The 15,107-nt window shown below is 37.5% G+C and carries 12 protein-coding genes; 9 read left to right on the top strand and 3 right to left on the bottom strand.

Annotated features, from left to right (window positions below; translation table 11 throughout):
* Positions 1 to 9 precede the first annotated feature (9 nt).
* From fmt to gor, 9 genes are all read left to right on the top strand, one after another.
* A complete protein-coding gene (gene fmt, locus TS1_RS06880; RefSeq protein WP_068709164.1) occupies positions 10 to 963 on the top strand; it encodes a methionyl-tRNA formyltransferase in 954 nt (317 codons plus the stop codon).
* Entirely contained in the window at positions 953 to 2,305 is a 1,353-nt protein-coding gene (gene rsmB / locus TS1_RS06875) for a 16S rRNA (cytosine(967)-C(5))-methyltransferase RsmB (protein ID WP_068709162.1), read from the top strand. Before fmt ends, rsmB begins: the two co-directional genes overlap by 11 nt.
* Positions 2,306 to 2,315: 10 nt before the next feature.
* The gene (locus TS1_RS06870) at positions 2,316 to 3,059 is read left to right on the top strand and encodes a Stp1/IreP family PP2C-type Ser/Thr phosphatase (protein ID WP_068709160.1); all 744 of its coding nucleotides are present in this window, start codon (positions 2,316 to 2,318) and stop codon (positions 3,057 to 3,059) included.
* Positions 3,052 to 5,268 (top strand): Stk1 family PASTA domain-containing Ser/Thr kinase, encoded by a 2,217-nt coding sequence (pknB, locus tag TS1_RS06865; RefSeq protein ID WP_068709158.1) that lies wholly within the window; start codon positions 3,052 to 3,054, stop codon positions 5,266 to 5,268. Before TS1_RS06870 ends, pknB begins: the two co-directional genes overlap by 8 nt.
* A gap of 151 nt (positions 5,269 to 5,419) precedes the next feature.
* Positions 5,420 to 5,881, top strand: coding sequence for a CtsR family transcriptional regulator (locus tag TS1_RS06860; RefSeq protein WP_068709156.1), 462 nt, complete (start codon positions 5,420 to 5,422; stop codon positions 5,879 to 5,881).
* Between the two features lie 19 nt (positions 5,882 to 5,900).
* Positions 5,901 to 8,393, top strand: coding sequence for an ATP-dependent Clp protease ATP-binding subunit (locus tag TS1_RS06855; RefSeq protein ID WP_068709154.1), 2,493 nt, complete (start codon positions 5,901 to 5,903; stop codon positions 8,391 to 8,393).
* 151 nt (positions 8,394 to 8,544) lie between these two features.
* Positions 8,545 to 9,240 carry an HAD family hydrolase gene (locus TS1_RS06850; protein WP_068709152.1) on the top strand — a complete coding sequence of 232 codons (696 nt, stop codon included), beginning with the start codon at positions 8,545 to 8,547 and terminating at the stop codon, positions 9,238 to 9,240.
* 48 nt (positions 9,241 to 9,288) lie between these two features.
* Complete coding sequence (locus TS1_RS06845; RefSeq protein ID WP_068709150.1) at positions 9,289 to 9,750, top strand: GNAT family N-acetyltransferase; 462 nt, start codon at positions 9,289 to 9,291, stop codon at positions 9,748 to 9,750.
* A gap of 76 nt (positions 9,751 to 9,826) precedes the next feature.
* Complete coding sequence (gene gor / locus TS1_RS06840) at positions 9,827 to 11,173, top strand: glutathione-disulfide reductase (protein ID WP_068709148.1); 1,347 nt, start codon at positions 9,827 to 9,829, stop codon at positions 11,171 to 11,173.
* Between the two features lie 109 nt (positions 11,174 to 11,282).
* Here gor and TS1_RS06835 read toward each other — a convergent pair whose 3' ends face one another.
* The 3 genes from TS1_RS06835 to TS1_RS06825 form a co-directional block, all read right to left on the bottom strand.
* Positions 11,283 to 12,269, bottom strand: a complete 987-nt coding sequence (locus tag TS1_RS06835; protein WP_068709146.1) for a polyprenyl synthetase family protein — start codon at positions 12,267 to 12,269, stop codon at positions 11,283 to 11,285.
* A gap of 40 nt (positions 12,270 to 12,309) precedes the next feature.
* On the bottom strand, positions 12,310 to 12,864 hold the full coding sequence (locus tag TS1_RS06830; protein WP_068709144.1) for a Gx transporter family protein: 555 nt from the start codon (positions 12,862 to 12,864) through the stop codon (positions 12,310 to 12,312).
* A gap of 213 nt (positions 12,865 to 13,077) precedes the next feature.
* Positions 13,078 to 15,015 carry an NAD(P)/FAD-dependent oxidoreductase gene (locus TS1_RS06825; protein ID WP_068709142.1) on the bottom strand — a complete coding sequence of 646 codons (1,938 nt, stop codon included), beginning with the start codon at positions 15,013 to 15,015 and terminating at the stop codon, positions 13,078 to 13,080.
* Between the last annotated feature and the right edge of the window lie 92 nt (positions 15,016 to 15,107).

Raw genomic sequence — 15,107 nt, 5'->3', positions numbered from 1 at the left:
AGTTTAGAAATGACTAAAATTGTATTTATGGGAACACCAGAATTTTCTGTACCTATTTTGGAAGGTTTGGTAACTGCTAGCTACGAAGTGGCGGCAGTGGTTACTCAGCCTGACCGTCCGGTAGGTCGGAAAAAAGAAATTGTTGGGTCTCCTGTTAAAAATAAAGCATTAGAGTTAGGAATTGATGTTTTACAACCTGAAAAAATAAGCGGTTCAAAAGAGATGGAAGAAATTGCTCAGTTACAGCCGGATGTAATTATTACTGCGGCATTCGGACAGTTTTTACCTGAAAAATTACTACAAATTCCAAGATATGGAGCGCTTAATGTTCATGCTTCGCTATTGCCTAAATATAGAGGAGGGGCTCCTGTTCATTATGCGATTATAAATGGTGAAGACAAAACGGGCGTTTCGATTATGGACATGGTAAAAAAGATGGATGCTGGCGGTGTTTACGCACAAAAGGCAATTCCAATTACTACTAATGATGATGTTGGAAAGATGTTTACTAAGTTAAGCATAGTAGGACGTGACTTGCTGCTTGAGACTTTACCGCAGATCCTTGCTGGATCATTATCTCCTGTTCCACAGGATGAAACAAAAGTGTCTTTTGCGCCTAATATTAAGCGCGAGCAAGAAGCAATTAACTGGCAACAAACGGCTCGTACAATCGATCAAAAAGTTAGAGGGATGCGTCCTTGGCCGATTGCTTATACAACTTATCAAAAAAACCGCTGGAAGATCTGGGATGTTTCACCTTTGGAAAAGACAACAGAGGAAAAACCGGGAACGATTATTCATTGCAGCAAAGGGCAACTATGGATTGCGTGTGGTAATCATACTGTATTAGCAATTAATGAATTACAGCCAGCTGGAAAAAGTAAACAAAAGATTGCGGACTTTTTAAATGGTGCAGGACAGAAAGTAAGTGTTGGACAACAGGTGGGACAAAATGAAGCATGATGTTAAAAAAACTGTTCGTTATGCTGCACTGCAGGCATTAGAAAGAATCCAAAAAGGCGGCGCTTATTCTAATTTACTTTTAAATGAAGAAATTAGGAAAGAACAGCTTAGCGGTAAAGATAGTCGATTGTTAACTGAGCTTGTTTATGGAACAGTTAGTCGACGATTACTGCTCGAATTTTATCTACAACCTTTTATTGCAAAGGCAAAAAAAGTAGATATTTGGGTAAAATTATTATTAGAATTATCGCTGTATCAATTGTATTATCTGGATAGAATTCCTGACCATGCGATTTTAAATGAAGCAGTTGAAATTGCCAAAGTTCGGGGAAATAACGGAATTAGTAAATTTGTTAATGGAGTTTTACGTAATGTTAAACGTCAAGGCTTACCTGATCTTGCAAATATAAGTGATCCTATTAAGCGTTTGGCTACACAAATTAGTTTGCCAACTTGGTTAACAAAAAAATTGACAGAAGAAATCGGATTTCATCAGACAAAGCAATTAGGGAATTCTTTATTTTCACCTAGCAAAATTAGTTTGCGCGTAGATACGCGTAAGCTTTCGCGAGAAGAGGCTCTAGCTAGCTTAACAGATGAGAAAATAGAGGCTGTAAAAAGTACGGTTTCTGAGTATGGTATTATAGCAGAAAAGGGTTTTATTGGTAAAAGCTACTTATTTAAAGAAGGGTTATTGACGATCCAAGATGAAACCTCTATGCTAGTAGCACCAGCGTTACAAATCGAAAAATATCACCAAGTGTTAGATGCATGTGCTGCTCCAGGCGGTAAGACAACTCATATTGCTTCTTTTTTAGCGGCATCAGAAAATGGGCAAGTAACAGCGCTTGACATCCACCAACAAAAAGTCCGTTTAATTGAGGAAAATGCTGATCGGATGCACGTCGAAGATGTAGTAAAGACGAAAAAAATGGATGCGAGGAATATAAGCGCGTCTTTTGCACCGGAAACATTTGATCGGATTTTAGTAGATGCACCTTGCTCTGGGTTAGGGCTGATGCGTCGTAAGCCAGACATAAAATATGTGAAAAAACCTGAGGACTTATTACAACTAGCTAGTATCCAATCTGAAATTTTAGAAAGCGTAGCACCAACATTAAAACCTTCAGGTATTCTAGTTTATAGTACATGTACAATTTTATCGGAAGAAAATCAGCAAGTAATTGCACAATTTTTACAAAAACATACTGAATTTGAACTAGTAGAAGTGCCTGTAAATAAACAACTGGAAAAGAGCTTAAATAATAAAATGCTAACAATATATCCACATCAGTATGATACTGACGGTTTTTTTATCAGTTGTTTACGGAAAAAACGATGAGGTGAAAGTAATGAAAATCAGTTTCCAAAGTGACGTAGGAAAAATACGAAATACGAATCAAGATTATGTCGGTATTTTCGAAAATAAAAAAGGCTACACGCTTGCCATGTTGGCTGACGGTATGGGGGGACATCAGGCTGGAGATGTCGCTAGTAAAACGGCAGTTAATGAAATTGGAGATCAGTGGGAAAAAACTAAAATTTCAAATAGTGAAAAGGCCGCTAAGTGGCTGGTCAAGACGATACAAGAGGAAAATACCGCAATTTACCAGGCGGGTCAAGCGACTCCAGAATTTTCCGGAATGGGAACTACAATGGAAGCAGTAGCAATTTTTGACGATGACTTTACAATCGCTCATGTTGGAGATAGTCGTATTTATGCCTTAGCACAACAACAATTAATTCAATTAACAGATGATCATTCACTTGTAAATGAACTCGTCAAAACAGGTGAGATCTCTAAGGAGATGGCTGCGAATCACCCTCAAAAAAATATTGTGACACAATGCGTAGGTATGCCAGGTACGATTGAAGTCGATGTTTTTTCTCAGCTTATTGATGCTACAAATTATTTGCTTTTATGTTCAGATGGTTTGACTAATATGGTTTCGGAAGAAGAAATCACTCAGCTTATTTTGACTAGTTCGACTACTGAAGAAGCAATCGAAAAAATGGTTGATTCAGCAAATGAACAGGGCGGCCTTGATAATATTACTGTTCTTATGGTTGATTTTGGAGGTGTTGCTGATGCTTGATATTGGCAAAAAATTAAGCGGCCGATATTTGATCAAAGGCAACGTTGGAATGGGTGGCATGGCAAATGTCTTTTTAGCTGACGATTTGATTTTAGATCGTGAAGTAGCGATTAAAGTTTTACGCTATGATTTTCAAAACGATCAAGATGCTATTCGTCGCTTTCAAAGAGAAGCATTAGCAGCTACAGAACTGGTACATCCCAATATTGTTTCTGTTTACGATGTAGGCGAAGAAGATGGAATGCAGTATTTAGTTATGGAATATGTAAAAGGGATGGATTTAAAACGTTATATCCAGACACATTACCCTATGGACTATTCTGTGATCATCAATATCATGCAGCAAATTCTTTCTGCAGTTTCTTTAGCCCATGACCATCGAATCATCCATCGTGATTTAAAGCCGCAAAATACCTTGCTTAACGATGAAGGTGTAGTAAAGATCACTGATTTTGGGATTGCGATTGCTCTATCAGAAACTTCCATTACACAAACAAATAGTATGCTAGGTTCTGTCCATTATCTGTCACCAGAACAAGCCAGGGGAAGTATGGCGACGAACCAATCGGATATCTATGCAATTGGCATTATTTTATACGAAATGCTGACTGGTAGTGTCCCATTTGATGGCGAGTCGGCAGTAACAATCGCTTTGAAGCATTTCCAAGACGATATCCCTTCATTACGTACTCATGATGAAAATATTCCTCAGTCTTTAGAAAATGTTGTGTTAAAAGCAACGGCTAAAGAACCGATGGACCGCTATAAAACAGCAGAAGAAATGAGTAAAGACTTAGAGACAGTCTTATCACCAGAACGAAGAAATGAGGCACCTTGGCATCCGCAAGCGATGTCAAATGATACAAAGATACTGTCGCCCATTTCAGAGGCCTCACTTCCTAAAAATGAAGAAGCGGCCGCAGAAACAGTTGAAGAAAACAATGAGGATAAAAAAACAAAAAAGCCTAAAAAAAGAAAGAAAAAATGGCTACTATTTTTAGCTATTTTAGTAGTGTTACTTGCTTTGGTTGGTCTAGGCACTTATCTTTCCTCAGCAGGTTCTAGAGGAGAAGTTGCGGTGCCAGAGGTTGCTGGGCTTACAGAATCTGCAGCTAGGGAAAAATTACGAGAAAGCGGCTTACAAGCTGCTGATCAGACAAGAGAATATCCTAGCGATGATCAAGAAGAAGGACGGATTGTTAAAACTACACCGCCAGAAGGGGCTGAAATCAAGCGGAACAAGGAAATTACTTTATATGTCAGTTCCGGAAGCCCTGAAGTAAAAATGGATGATTATACCGAGCAGACTTATGAAGATGCGTTGGAAAAATTAAAAGAGTTGGAATTTAAAGAAAGCAATATCTCTTCAGAAGAAGAATTTGATGATTCAGTACCAGCAGGCCAGATTATCAGTCAAACGCCTAATCCAGACGAAAATGTGGTGCCAGAAGAAACTGAAGTATCATTTGTTATCAGCAAAGGTCCTGCGCCAGTTTCTATGGTTAATTTTGTGGGAAGTACAGAAAATGCAGCTAAAAGTAGTCTGCGTGGCATGGGGCTAGAAAATAATCCGGTAGAGGTACAACAAAGCTATAGTGATGAGGCAAGTGGTACAATTATCGGACAAACACCAAGCGAAGGTGAAGAGGTCATTCCAGGAGAAACCACAGTGATATTTTCCGTCAGTGCTGGACAAGAACAAGTTGAAGTACCTGATGTAGAAGGAAAAACTGAAGCTAAGGCAGAAAAGAGCTTGGAAGATGCTGGTTTTGAAGTGGAAAAAGAAGAAGCATTCGATGATTCGGTAGAAAAGGGGAAAGTGGTTAGTATAGACCCTTCTTCTGGTTCAACCGAAGATAAGGGAAGTACAGTAAATATGGTGGTTTCAAAAGGTAAAGAAGAAGACCAAGAGCCTGAAACTAAAAAATTTACAGTAGATATTGAAGCTTCTTTTAAAGATGATAAAAAAGATAATGATGACGAAGAGGATGAATCTGCAAGTCAAACGATTACTGTCTGGCTTACAGATGAAGAACATGACAATGAACAGTACGAACAAATTGTTCTAGATTCGGATGATGATAAACAAACAATTAAAGTCCCTATCACAGTAGAAGAAGGGAAAAAAGCAACGATTGCTGTTCAGCGTGATGATGAAGACAAAGTCAGTCGTGAAGTAGACAAAGCAGATACAGTACAAGTTCCTTGATTTTAATAAAAGACGAACGATAGCAAAATAACATCGGTCGTCTTTTATTTTTTTGCTAAACCATTGGTTATAATAAGACCTTATCCTTTCCAAGAGACGAAAAATCCGTTATAATAAAGGTCAATAATAGTCAAAGGAGGGTCACGAGCAGATGAGTCATCAAAATACTTCTGATATGATTGAAGCTTACTTGAAAAAAATTCTAGAAGAAAGCGAGACAATTGAAATTCGTCGCGCTGAGATGGCAGATTTATTCAATTGTGTACCTTCGCAAATTAATTATGTCATTAATACGCGTTTTACTGTCCAACGAGGTTATACTGTGGAAAGCAAACGTGGCGGCGGTGGCTATATCCGAATTGAAAAAGTTCAAATTTCTAATTACCAGCAATTTTTAGAACAAGTAAATCAATTATTCGATCAAACGCTCTCAGAAAAAGATGCTATAGCAATTATTCAAAAATTATATGAAGAAGGGATTCTTTCTAAAAGAGAAGGAAATTTATTACTAGTAACTGTTAGTAAAGTGGTCTTAGGAGAATCTGTTAAAGAAGAAAACATACGAGCAAGTATTATGCACGGGATACTAGAACGATTAAGCTATGAATTATAAAGTTAGGAAGTGACCATTTATGGACGAACTATTTACGCAGCGAGCCAAAGATGTTTTGCAAATTGCACAAAAAGAAGCTAAACGTTTTAAACATCAAACTGTAGGATCAGAGCACATCCTTTTAGCTTTGTTAATTGAACCTAATGGCATTGCAGGCAAAGCATTACGCGAAATGAACGTTAACGAAAAAGATATAAGAGAAGAAATTGAGCATTTAACAGGTTATGGAACGATGACTAACTACCCAGCAGGCGGTTTTTTACCCTATTCTCCAAGAGCTAGGCAAATTTTTGCTTATGCTGGAGATGAGGCTAAGCGTCTAGGTACGCCTCAAGTTGGTACTGAACATTTACTTTTGGGTTTATTACGTGATGAAGAGATCCTAGCTTCTCGCATTATGTTGAATTTAGGATTAAGCTTAGCGAAAATGCGTCAATTATTGAAGAAAAAGATGGGCGTTAGCCAAAATAAGGGAAACAATGGCATAAACCGTCGGCGTCCAGTTCAAAGTAGACAACAACAAACACAAGAAGGTACTCCAACGTTAGATTCGCTCGCTCGTGATTTAACCAAACTCGCTCGTGAAAAAAGATTAGATCCAGTAGTGGGACGTAGCGATGAAGTGAAACGGCTTATCCAAATACTAAGCCGGCGTACTAAAAATAACCCAGCCTTAGTAGGTGAACCAGGTGTCGGTAAAACGGCCATTGCAGAAGGTTTGGCCCAAAAGATTGTCAATGGAGAAGTTCCGCAAGATATGGAACCTAAACGGCTGATGATGCTTGATATAGGAGCATTAGTTGCAGGTACAAAGTATCGTGGTGAATTTGAAGATCGTATGAAAAAAATCATTGACGAAATTTACCAAGATGGGCAGATTATTTTGTTTATTGATGAATTGCATACGTTGATTGGTGCTGGAGGAGCAGAAGGCGCTATTGATGCTTCAAATATTTTGAAACCAGCTTTAGCGCGCGGAGAATTACAAACAATAGGAGCAACGACTTCTGATGAGTATCAAAAATATATTGAAAAAGACTCTGCGTTAGAGCGTCGCTTTGCAAGAGTACAGGTAGATGAGCCTACACCTGAAGAAGCCGTAGAAATTTTGCGAGGATTGCGTTCGCGTTACGAAAAACATCATAATGTAGAAATTAGCGATGAAGCTTTACAAACGTGTGTGCAGCTTTCTGTTCGTTATATTAATGGAAGACAACTGCCAGATAAAGCAATCGATTTAATGGATGAATCGGCAGCCAAAGTTCGTTTAGACCAATCGGACGAAATTTCAGAAACGGCCGTTGTGCAAGAACAACTATTAGCAATTGGAGAAGAAAAAGAAGCCGCAATTAGGAGCCAAGATTTTGAAAAGGCAGCCAGTTTACGTACTCAGGAACAAGAATTAAATAAACAATTACAAGAAGTTTCATATAAAGAAGCGAATACAGAAACAGGCTTTACCGACAAAGTAACAGAAGAAGATGTTGCAGCAATTGTTTCACAATGGACCGGTGTGCCATTAGAACAAATGGAGAAAAAAGAAAGCCAACGTTTATTAGATTTAGAAAAGAATCTACATGAACGTGTTGTGGGCCAAGACGAAGCAGTGAATGCCGTTGCTCGTTCTATCCGTCGTGCTCGTAGTGGATTAAAAGATCCAGATCGACCGATTGGTTCTTTCATGTTCTTGGGACCGACAGGTGTCGGTAAAACTGAATTAGCTAAAACATTAGCTGAGTCAATGTTTGGATCAGAGGATGCTCTGATTCGAGTAGATATGAGTGAGTATATGGAAAAATACAGTACGAGCCGTTTGATCGGTTCTCCTCCTGGCTATGTGGGTTATGATGAAGGCGGGCAATTAACAGAAAAAGTACGTTCTAAGCCTTATTCAGTGATTTTACTCGATGAAGTTGAAAAAGCTCACCCGGATGTTTTTAATACTCTGTTACAAGTATTAGATGATGGACAGTTGACGGATTCAAAAGGGCGTTCTGTGGATTTCCGTAATACGATTTTGATTATGACTTCAAATATAGGAGCTCAAGAATTACGTGAAGAAACAAACGTTGGTTTTAACGTAGTAGATGTGAAACAAGATCATGAAGCGATGCAAAAACGTATTCTAGAAGAATTGAAAAAAGCCTTTCGTCCAGAGTTTTTAAATCGTATTGATGAAACAATTGTTTTCCGTTCGTTAGATAAAGACGAGATCCATGAGATTGTAAAAATCATGAGTAAGTCTATAGTAAAACGTATGAATGAACAAGATATCCAACTCAAAATTACACCAGCAGCTATTGATGTAATAGGTCAAGCCGGCTTTGACCCAGAATATGGTGCGCGTCCTATTCGCCGTGCTTTGCAAAAAGAAGTTGAAGATCGATTAAGCGAAGCTTTATTATCTGGTGAAGTATACTTTGGTAGTCGTGTAACTATAGGCGCCTCCAAAGGAAAAATTACCTTGAATGTAAAAGAACCAAAAGAAGAACAAACACTACAAGAAGTATAATTAGACACAAGAAGCACGCAAAGGCCTGAGTAAGTCCTTGCGTGCTGTTTTTATTTAAGCTATATTCTAGAGGGTAAAGAAAATAACGTACTATTTTGCTTTTCTTTTTGTTATTATTATTAAGTTTTAAAAGTAAATGTAGGAGGTAAATATGTCGGCGGTAATTTTTGACTTAGATGATACACTGTATGATCAATTAGAACCATTTAAAAAAGCAGTACAAAAGAATTTCTTTTTTCCTTCTTCTCAAATAGAAGATTTATACTTGTTCAGCCGTAGTTTTAGTGATGAAGTATTTGATTTGACTCACACAGGCAAAATGCAGTTAGAAGCGATGTATATCTACCGCATGCAAAATGCTTGTGCTCAATTTGGTATGGATTTAACAGTTAAACAAGCGTTACAGTTTCAAGAAGACTACGCGTATTTTCAAGGAAAAATCGAATTGTTTGAAGATGCTAAAGAGCTGCTTGATTATTGTAAACAACAAGGCATGACTACCGGTCTAATCACTAACGGACCGACTGGGCATCAATGGGCAAAAATCCAGCAGCTAGGATTAACTCGTTGGATATCAGAAAAAAATATTTTTATTTCTTCGACCGTGGGTATTAGTAAGCCAGATACTCGTTTATTTGAGCATGTAGAACGAAGTATGGATTTAGATAAAAAAGACACTTATTATGTAGGTGATTCTTATGAAAACGATGTAATAGGAGCGAAAAGTGCTGGTTGGAAGGCCGTTTGGCATAATCATCGTGGACATACTAGACCAGAAACAAAGGTTATGTTTGATCAATTACTTGATAGAAAAACATCTTTAACTGAACTTATCTACATATTGTAGAATTTAATATAGGAATACACATTTTTGTTTAGGAAAAAGGAGTTTAAAATGAACGTAGAAGTTCAGGCATTGCACGAGATAGAACAAAAGCATTATGAGCTACTTTTAGAAGCGGATCCTTCAAAAAAGTTAGTGGATGAATATTTAGCCCGTAGTTTTTGTTTTGAAGCGCGGAAAAACAAACAACTTGTGGGTATTCTTGTTTTATTACCTACAAGACCAATGACCTTGGAAATTATGAACATAGCTATACAAAAAGAGTATCGTGGGCAGAAGTTCGGTCAGCAGCTTCTTTTGTTTGCGTTAACTTTTGCTAAGGAAAATCAATATAAATTATTGGAGATCGGCACAGGGACCACCAGTTTTGTACAACTGTATTTATATCAAAAATATGGTTTTCGTATAACGCATGTCGAATCTGACTTTTTTATAAAATATTATGAAAAGCCTATTTTTGAAAATGGTCTTCAATTAAAAGATAGGATACACCTAAGCCAAAGCATCCAGTAAAAGCCTAGGTTCTTGACGGACAAGTATGGGCGTGGTAATTTTGTTTTTAAGACATAAAATTTCAGAGGAGGATATGATGAAAAAATACGATTATATCGTCGTAGGCGGTGGAAGCGGAGGAATTGCTTCAGCAAACCGTGCGGCTATTCATGGCGCCAAAGTATTGCTAATTGAAGCTAAAGAACTTGGCGGAACTTGTATTAATGTTGGTTGTGTGCCTAAAAAAGTAATGTGGCAAGCAAGCGATATCTATCAAGCGATCCAAAGGGATGCACCAAGTTACGGTATCCAAGCCGGCGAGATGGTTTTTGATTTCAAAACTTTAGTTAAAAATAGAGAAGAATATATAGACTTTTTACATGGCGCTTATCAAAGGGGATTTGACAATAGCGGAGTGGAGTTTTTAAAGGGCTATGCTAAGTTTATAACTAACAACACAATTGAAGTGGGTAAAGAACAATATACTGCCCCGCATATTTTAATTGCAACAGGTGGACACGCAGATACGTTGAATATTCCAGGTGGAGAGCATGCTATTGATTCTGACGGATTTTTCGCTTTAGAAAAAGCCCCTAAACATATGATTGTTTTAGGTGGAGGATATATTGCTGCTGAGCTTGCCGGGGTAGTACATGGATTAGGTAGTAAAGTTTCCTGGGCTTTTCGCAAAGAGCGTCCTCTTAGGAAATTCGATCAGATGCTAGGTGAAAACTTGGTAAACCTATATGAAGAAGAAGGGATTTCTCTTTATAAAAAAAGCGTTCCTTCTGCTATTGAAAAAAAAGGTGAAGAATATACTGTTATCTTTGAAAATGGCAGAGAAATTACTGGCGATTGTGTATTATTCGCCGGAGGCAGATCTGCTAATGTAGATGGTTTTGGCTTGGGTAATACCGAGGTAAAATTAGATGAACGAGGTTTTATCCGGGTAGACAAATTCCAAAATACAACAGCCCAAGGAATTTACGCAGTCGGTGATGTGGTTGGTAAATTAGAACTTACTCCAGTAGCTATTGCAGCGGGACGTCGATTGTCTGAGCGTTTATTTAATGGTAAAACAGATCTTTATTTGGATTATAATTTTGTTCCCAGTGTGGTATTTACTCATCCGCCAATTGCTACAATCGGTTGGACAGAAGAACAGGCTCTATCTGAATATGGCAAAGAGGAAATCAAAGTATATCGTTCTCGTTTTACACCAATGTATTTTGCTTTAAACGATTATCGACAAAAATGTGAAATGAAATTGGTCTGCCTAGGTAAAGAAGAAAAAATTATTGGTTTACATGCAATCGGAATTGACGTGGATGAGATGTTACAAGGTTTTGCGGTTGCTATCAAAATGGGAGCAACGAAAGCTGATTTTGATAATACAGTAGCCATTCATCCAACTGGAGCTGAAGAATTTGTAACTATGACTTAAAGACTTAGAGCAACGTAAAAACACCAGAAATGTTTTGAAAAATATTTCTGGTGTTTTTATTTAGGAAAATGAGATCTCTAGTTATCAAAAAAGTTTCACGTGAAACTTTTTAATTTGTTCGTGTTAATAATGTTTTGGTAAGCTGTTGTAAGGAGGCCCTTGTATTTGCAGAGTTACTTGGTAGCTTATCAATCTTTTTTAAAGCTTTTTGTGTGTAAGTATTCGCTAGTTGTTGGGCTTTAGTAACCCCGCCTAAGTCATTAACTAATCGATATATTTCTTGAATATCGGTTTCTGACATGCGTTCTTTTTTTTCTAAAAAAGGAACTAACGATTCACGTTTTGTTTGTAAAGCATAAATTAGAGGCAAGGTATAGATGCCTTGCCGTACATCTTTTAGTACAGGCTTGCCAATTTCTGTTTTAGGTTGAGTATAATCTAAGATGTCGTCGATGATCTGAAAAGCCATGCCAATGTGATGACCAATATCTGAGACATTTTTAGCAAACAATTGCGTTGTTCCATTTTCAAATGCACCGACAGAACAACTTAATGCAAATAATTCGGCCGTTTTTCCTGAAATATTAGCTAAGTATTCATCCACTGTCATTGATAAGTTATAATGGTCTTCCATCTGTCCCAGCTCACCTGATAAGATCTTTTCCATACTTAAGGCGTTATTTTGTAAGCTACGTAAAGAACTAGTATAACCAGACATCAGTTTAAAACAAGCGACAAAAAGATAATCACCTGCATACACAGCCGTATTATTATCGAATTTGGCACTAATAGTGGGTAAATTACGCCTTAATGAAGCATCATCAACAATGTCATCATGGATTAATGTAGCTGTATGTAGCATCTCGATAGCAGCTGCTAATGCAACAGATTTTTGGCGATCTTGTTCTGGGCCAAACTGTGAAAAAAGTAGTTGATATGCTGGGCGAAGTAGTTTTCCACCTGCGCCAATCATCTCTAATAAAGCTTTTTTGACCGGCTTGTTTTTTAGTTGGATTGAGTTTTCCATTAGCTTAATTGTTTGTGTTAGCTCAGGTTGTAATTGTGGATAATCATTCCAAATAGGATGAAGTTTCATAGTTAGCTCCTTTATTCAAAAAACAAAACATAATTAACAGTCAATACATTGACCATTTTTCTTGAGTTTGTTGCTCATATTCATTTTGAAAATGCCGTAAAGTATCCACCCTTTTTAATAGGTAATTTGCGGCAATACCAATGGCAATTCCTGATAATATACCTAAAAAAGATAGAATAGGTAAATAAAGTAAGACGTTCCACGATTGAGCAATAAATGCAGCAGTAAGAAGTTGCCCAACATTATGCATAAATCCTCCTGTCGCGCTAATACCGATAATGCTGACATACTTTGGGCCGATTTTTTTGACCAGTAACATGCCAAAATAACTTAGCATAGCTCCACTCATGCTATATAAAAAGGTTGAAAGTGTTCCTCCTAAGAGGGTAGTTAAAATTAAACGTAGCCAGACCAGTAAAAAGCTGTCCTTTTTAGACATAGTAAATAGTGCAATAATTGTGATGAGATTTGCTAAACCTAATTTTGCGCCAGGGGCAAAAGCAAATGGATAGGGAATCATGTTTTCAATTAGACCGATAACGACCCCTTGGGCGATTAAAAGGGATATAAAAATCATTTTTCTCAGATTATTCATAAAAAAACGTTCTGTAAAACAGACGCCTTTGTCACTCCCTTCTACAGGTCAACCTTTTTTAATATATATGTAGTAGAGTAGGTAAATACTAAGTTTTACCTTGCTGTTTAATTTTTCTTCTCTTTTATTTTAGCATAATCTTAAAAGAATGTGATCTGTATGTTTCTTTAAAAATGGCTGGAACTTCGCATAGGTTCCAGCCATTTTTGTTTTCTATTTTTCTCCATATAATGGTTTTAGTAAACCGTACCACCATTTTCCTAGAGTACGTTGCAACCATGGGATTACCCAGCGATCTAAACCTAAAGCACGACCAGATCCGTTCATCAAAGCAAATGCGACAGGGATAAACCAAATATTTACCCAATAAAACATTCCAGATAAACAAAAAGTTGCTACAAGGACAATAGTTACACCACTGAATAACCAAGTAAATAGTCCAGCCATTAAGCAAAGAGCAATACCAATTTCAACAAAAACCATCATTTTTTGGAAAAACATTGCGACTTCCATGTTTGGCATGATTATTTTCATAATATTCATAAACCAGTCAGGTGAGTTCTCAATAACTGCCATTGGTTCTTCCCCATAAGCATAGCTCAAACCGAAGATAGTATTCCCTGCTTCAACCGCTGCATCAGCACCAGCATCAGAAGCTCCGCTAGCTGCATCGGCTGCTTGACTTGCACCAGAGGCTGCATCAGCTATTGATTGGTAATCCCAAGTCCATGGAAATACACTATCACCTTCAAACCAAGAACCTTCACCAAACCAAGTACTTGGAGTAAACCATTTACCGTCACCTACAATTTTCTTGAAAGCTTCTAAAAACCAAACCAAACCATAGAAAACACGTAGAGGAACGCTCCACAACACATTACTATTACGTGAGGTGTGTCCACGAGCAACATTGCGATCATCTTTAACGCGGAAAAATTCATGCATTACGTACTGGAACATATAATAACCGCTCCGGATATCAAAGAAGTATCTTATATTTACAATGTGTTTCATTATCATTGCCAGAAAACCGCTTAAATGAATCTTATCAAATAAATTAGCTACGCCCCATTTAGCACCAACAGATACCATAAAGCCTTGGTAGTTCCCCTTAAACTTGTGACTTTGTCCTCCATTAATTGAGCTAACAATATGTGTGGCAGCAGTATGTCCCGTTTGTTCAGCTGCTTGTACGATCTGAGGAGTCGGAGTATTTGGGAATTCTTCATAGTAAACTAAATCCCCGACAATATAAATATTTTTGTCTTCATACCCTTTTGCTTGCATGTATTCATTTGCTACTAGGCGATTTCCCCGAGCTGTTTCTAGACCAAAATCAGCGGCATCTGAAGTAGCCTTGACACCTGCTGTCCATATTAATGTGTGGGTATCCACAGTTGAACCATCTTTTAGTTTAATATGATCTGGTGCTACTTCGACAATAGGAGAATTTGTTAAAATTTCTACATTTTTCTTTTTCATGTAACGTTCGGCTTTAGCCGCATCATTTCGTGTTAGCATATTTAAAATTGTTGGTAATGCTTCAACAACCTTCAAACTGATTTCACTAGGATCTAACTTATTATCTTTAGCAAGGCGTTCTTTCCAGTCAATTAATTCGCCCACCATCTCGATTCCAGTAAACCCAGAACCGCAAACAACAAAAGTTAGCATTGCTTTTCGCAGATCAGTATCTGGCTCTAATGCAGCTTTTGCTACTGTTTTTTCGATATGTTCACGAATGCGCAAGGCATCTTCAAAAGACCAAAGTGTAAACCCATTTTCTTTAACACCTGGTGTACCAAAATCGTTTGGCTCGCCTCCCATACCAATAATTAAATGATCAAAAGGATACTGACCGTTTTTAGTTTGTACGGTTTTTTGCTCTTTATCAATACTTGTTACTGTATCTGTTACAAGTTGCACATTTTTCTTCCGACAAAAAAGTCTTTGTAGATCATATTGAATCGCATTTGGTTCAACTCGTGCAGCAGCTACTTCATGAAGCTCAGTCATCATTGTATGGTAAGAATGACGGTCAATCAAAGTAATTGAGACATCGTCATTTTTTTTAAATTTTTTAGCCATAAATTTTGTAGCGGAAACACCAGCATATCCTGCCCCAACAACGACAATATTTTGCTTAGCCATTGAAAATCTCTCCTTAAATAAACGTAATAATTACACAATCGACCTCATTATATAGTTAAATTCTCTATTTGTCTAAACTTTTTCCAAAATTT

The sequence above is a fragment of the Tetragenococcus solitarius NBRC 100494 genome (assembly GCF_001544195.1).
Taxonomy (GTDB): Bacteria; Bacillota; Bacilli; order Lactobacillales; family Enterococcaceae; genus Tetragenococcus; species Tetragenococcus solitarius.
This window is presented reverse-complemented; position numbering and strand designations above follow the sequence as displayed.

Excerpts from the sequence above, each read along its gene's own strand:
- fmt (WP_068709164.1), top strand. The coding sequence starts at position 10 with ATGACTAAAATTGTATTTATGGGAACACCAGAATTTTCTGTACCTATT.
- rsmB (WP_068709162.1), top strand. The coding sequence starts at position 953 with ATGAAGCATGATGTTAAAAAAACTGTTCGTTATGCTGCACTGCAGGCA.
- TS1_RS06870 (WP_068709160.1), top strand. The coding sequence starts at position 2,316 with ATGAAAATCAGTTTCCAAAGTGACGTAGGAAAAATACGAAATACGAAT.
- pknB (WP_068709158.1), top strand. The coding sequence starts at position 3,052 with ATGCTTGATATTGGCAAAAAATTAAGCGGCCGATATTTGATCAAAGGC.
- TS1_RS06860 (WP_068709156.1), top strand. The coding sequence starts at position 5,420 with ATGAGTCATCAAAATACTTCTGATATGATTGAAGCTTACTTGAAAAAA.
- TS1_RS06855 (WP_068709154.1), top strand. The coding sequence starts at position 5,901 with ATGGACGAACTATTTACGCAGCGAGCCAAAGATGTTTTGCAAATTGCA.
- TS1_RS06850 (WP_068709152.1), top strand. The coding sequence starts at position 8,545 with ATGTCGGCGGTAATTTTTGACTTAGATGATACACTGTATGATCAATTA.
- TS1_RS06845 (WP_068709150.1), top strand. The coding sequence starts at position 9,289 with ATGAACGTAGAAGTTCAGGCATTGCACGAGATAGAACAAAAGCATTAT.
- gor (WP_068709148.1), top strand. The coding sequence starts at position 9,827 with ATGAAAAAATACGATTATATCGTCGTAGGCGGTGGAAGCGGAGGAATT.
- TS1_RS06835 (WP_068709146.1), bottom strand. The coding sequence starts at position 12,269 with ATGAAACTTCATCCTATTTGGAATGATTATCCACAATTACAACCTGAG.
- TS1_RS06830 (WP_068709144.1), bottom strand. The coding sequence starts at position 12,864 with ATGAATAATCTGAGAAAAATGATTTTTATATCCCTTTTAATCGCCCAA.
- TS1_RS06825 (WP_068709142.1), bottom strand. The coding sequence starts at position 15,015 with ATGGCTAAGCAAAATATTGTCGTTGTTGGGGCAGGATATGCTGGTGTT.